Genomic DNA, 2100 nt, shown 5'->3' on the forward strand with positions numbered 1-2100 from the left:
GCTCGCGCTCGTGGTCAAGAAGGCAGCCGATGCCGATGGCGTCAGTGACGCGTCCATCAAGGACCACCTCAAGGCGTTCGCCGACAAGGGCGTCATATCGAAATACGGAATTCCCGGGCAGATCCTGTTCATCGACAGCATTCCCAAGACCAGCGTCGGCAAGATCAACAAGAAGGAACTGCGCGAGCGATACGGCGACATGTAACGGTTCGGACGCGACTACGAAAAGACCAGGGAGGAAGATATGGGCAACCTCACCCTTGCCGGATTGAACGAGAAAATCGGACACGAGCTCGGCATGTCCGACTGGGTCACGATAGACCAGCAGCGCATCGACACCTTTGCGGCCTGCACCGGCGATCATCAATGGATTCATGTCGACGTGGAAAGGGCGAAACGGGAGAGTCCGTTCCGTGGTCCGATCGCGCACGGCTATCTGACGCTCGCGATGGTGGCGTCGCTGGCGATGGAAGTCGGGATCATCCCGACCGACGCCGCGGCCGGGCTGAACTATGGCATCGACAAGGTCCGCTTCCTGGCGCCGGTGCCGGCCGGTGCGCGCGTGAGGCTGCGCGTCGTGCTCGCCGGGATCGAGCCGAGGGAAGGCGGACAGGTGATCATGAAGACCCAGAACACGCTGGACGTTGAGGGGTCCGAGAAACCCGCGTTGATAGCTGAAACGTTGGCGCTTCTGATTCCCGCCAAGATTCCTGCCAAGGGAGCGTGACAGCAATGAGCACGGAAGATCGCAGCCCGGCCTCGTCGGCATCGGAAATGTCCGAGGCGGCATCCAAAAACACGCTGGCGCTCAATCCACTGGTTGGCATCCGGGGCCAGGACCTGGTCGACAGCGCCGGCATCCTGTTTAAGGCGGTCATGAATGAACCGAAGGTCGCAACCGAACAGTGGCTTTCGTTCGTTGGTGAACTCGGCTCCATCGCCGCCGGTAAATCCGAACGAGCGCCGAAGGCCGGCGACCGGCGGTTTTCGGACCCGACATGGAAGGAGAGCTCGTTGCACTCCGGCCTGCTCAAGGCCTATCTGGCGTGGGGCGAAGCTGTTAACGGCTTGGTCGACAAGACCAGCCTCAGCGACATCGACAAGGCGCGTGCGCACCTGATCACGGAAATCCTGATCGATGCCGTCGCACCGACCAACACGATGCTGACCAATCCGGCCGCGGTACGCAAGTTTCTCGACACTGGCGGCCAAAGCATGTGGCATGGATTGAAGAATTACTTCGACGATCTCTCGCACAATCGCGGCATGCCGTCGATGGTGGACACGAGCGCCTTCAAGGTCGGCGAGAATCTTGCGGTGACACCCGGCGCGGTCGTGCTGCGCAACGAGTTGCTGGAGTTGATCCAGTACACGCCGATGACGCCGACCGTCCGGAAGCGGCCGCTGCTGGTGACGCCGCCACAGATCAACAAGTACTACGCGCTCGATCTTTCGCCGGACAAGAGCATGGTTCGCTTCCTGCTCGAGAACGGAATCCAGACCTTTGCCGTCAGCTGGCGCAACCCGACTGCGGCTCATCGCGACTGGGGACTGGACACGTACGTCGCTGCGCTCGACGAGGCGGTAGACGCGGCGCGCGAGATCTCCGGCAGCGACGACATCTCCATGATGGGATCATGCTCCGGCGGCATCACATCGACCGCCTATTTCGCGACCCTGGGCAGCGCGGCCGAGAAGAAGATCAAGAACCTGGTGCTGGCGGTTTGCCTGCTGGATCCCAACTCGGCCGAGGAGAGCACCTTCGGCTGCCTGATGACGCCTGAAACCATGCGCGCGGCCAAGGAGGTTTCACGGCTGCGCGGCATCGTCGACGGCCACGAACTGGCGCGGATGTTCGCCTGGATGCGGCCGAACGACCTGATTTGGAACTACTGGGTGAACAACTACCTGCTCGGCAACCAGCCGCCGGCCTTCGACATCCTTTACTGGAACGCCGACACGACCCGGCTTCCGGCTGCGCTGCATGGCGACTATCTCGATCTCTATTTCTCCAATCCGTTCGTCAACGCCGGCAAGCTCACACTGAACGACAAGACCGTCGATATGAGTAAGGTCAAGGCCGACAGCTATGTCGTCGCC

General features: G+C 61.4%; 2 protein-coding genes and 1 pseudogene. All 3 read left to right on the top strand.

What is annotated here, in order from left to right; genetic code table 11:
• A pseudogene (locus H8B02_RS46930) lies at window positions 1–205 on the top strand (fatty acid--CoA ligase); the annotation flags it as partial.
• 39 nt (window positions 206–244) lie between these two features.
• Window positions 245–727: a MaoC family dehydratase gene (locus H8B02_RS46935; RefSeq protein ID WP_229172467.1), complete on the top strand. Its 483-nt coding sequence runs from the start codon at window positions 245–247 to the stop codon at window positions 725–727.
• A gap of 5 nt (window positions 728–732) precedes the next feature.
• On the top strand, window positions 733–2100 hold a 1368-nt coding region (locus tag H8B02_RS46940), incomplete at its 3' end, for an alpha/beta fold hydrolase (RefSeq protein WP_229172468.1).

The organism is Bradyrhizobium altum (genome assembly GCF_020889705.1).
Lineage (GTDB): Bacteria > Pseudomonadota > Alphaproteobacteria > Rhizobiales > Xanthobacteraceae > Bradyrhizobium > Bradyrhizobium altum.